The 1,157-nt window shown below is 70.8% G+C and carries 3 protein-coding genes; 1 reads left to right on the forward strand and 2 read right to left on the reverse strand.

The features are described 5' to 3' along the window. Nucleotides 1-668: 668 nt before the first annotated feature. The gene (locus AOK17_RS53735) at nucleotides 669-794 is read right to left on the reverse strand and encodes a hypothetical protein (RefSeq protein WP_281198703.1); all 126 of its coding nucleotides are present in this window, start codon (nucleotides 792-794) and stop codon (nucleotides 669-671) included. Here AOK17_RS53735 and AOK17_RS54250 point away from each other — a divergent pair. Then, nucleotides 748-939, forward strand: coding sequence for a hypothetical protein (locus tag AOK17_RS54250; protein WP_157881571.1), 192 nt, complete (start codon nucleotides 748-750; stop codon nucleotides 937-939). The two genes, AOK17_RS53735 and AOK17_RS54250, sit on opposite strands and share 47 nt — an antisense overlap. On the opposite strand, the gene AOK17_RS47680 is transcribed toward AOK17_RS54250, so the two are convergent. After that, nucleotides 872-1,157, reverse strand: a 286-nt coding sequence (locus AOK17_RS47680; protein ID WP_079053709.1) for a hypothetical protein, incomplete at its 5' end; no start/stop codon positions are given. The two genes, AOK17_RS54250 and AOK17_RS47680, sit on opposite strands and share 68 nt — an antisense overlap.

The following is a 1,157-nucleotide window of genomic DNA, read 5'->3' on the forward strand; positions in this document are numbered from 1 at the left end:
CTTGTGGCTCGTGTAGTACAGCTCGCTGTGCGGGGCGTCCTCCGCCTCCGAGTCCGTCGTCATCCTCATCCTCCGGACGCCCCACAGTTGCAGCTCCAGCGCCCGTCGGGCCCGCATATGACGGTTGCCCCGCAGTTCGTACAGTTCATCGCGCCTCCCGCCCCGTTTGGTCAGACCTCCAGTGTCCGGACCAGGGCAGGGCCAGCGCCAGTGAGACCCGCGCCAACGAGCAGCTGCAAGCCGCGGTGACGCCGGCCGGCGTCACCGCGTACGTCACCGACCACCGCCGTACGTCATCGCGTTGACGTACTCCGGCGGCCGACGCGCCGCCCCAGGAGACCCGCCGCGCGACGACGAGGACCAGGAGCAGCTGCTCGACTGCCGCCCGAACTCACCGACAACCCGGTCGTCGAGACCGCCACACCTATGCATCACGGCCCGACGGCGCCACGACGACTGGCGGGCAGGCCGGGCACGAGTAGATCCACGAACGCGGTACGAACCCCGCGTTGGGGCGGCCACGCCACCGCCAGCCCTCGTCCCACAACGGTGCCCACCGCAGTTCGGCCGGGCGCGGAGCGGTGGCCCCGCAGTCGCAAGTGATGAAGGCCGGCAGTGTGTCGAGCATGGCCACCAGCGTACGGGCGAGCTCACGCCCGCCAGCGTCATCACGACCCAAGGGGCCAGGCGTCGCCGGTCGCGGGGTTCTCGAAGAGCGCGCGGGCCGCCCGGCGGTCGTCCTCGCAGGTGTCGCACTCGACCTCGTGGGCGACATGCGCCGGCGCTGGAGCCATCCGACTCCGCAGCCTCCTCTGCCCGCACTGCGGGCACATCACGTATCGATCCATACCGAGCCCAACGACCGAATGCATCACGAGTCGGTGGTGCAGCCCGCGACCGCGAGCGCTTCCGCGATCTGCGCCCGCTCATCGCTGGTAAAGGGGCGAGTGCTGTCCCATTCGTTGCGCGGGTCGTACCCGAACAGGATCACCGGCCCCCGGGTCTCCGGGGCGACAGCAACGGGCATCCCGGCGACGTGCGCCAGGACCTCCTGCGCGTAGGGGTTGGGCGCGTACTCCTCACGCAGGAGCAACGCGCAGTCCGACGTGGCGATGCGGAGCCGGGACCCGTCCGTGAGGAAGGTCCGGCCGATCCCG

The sequence above is a fragment of the Streptomyces phaeochromogenes genome, from assembly GCF_001418655.1.
Taxonomy (GTDB): domain Bacteria; phylum Actinomycetota; class Actinomycetes; order Streptomycetales; family Streptomycetaceae; genus Streptomyces; species Streptomyces phaeochromogenes.

Coding starts and splice junctions, on each gene's coding strand:
- AOK17_RS53735 (WP_281198703.1), bottom strand. CDS start 794: ATGGCTCCAGCGCCGGCGCATGTCGCCCACGAGGTCGAGTGCGACACC.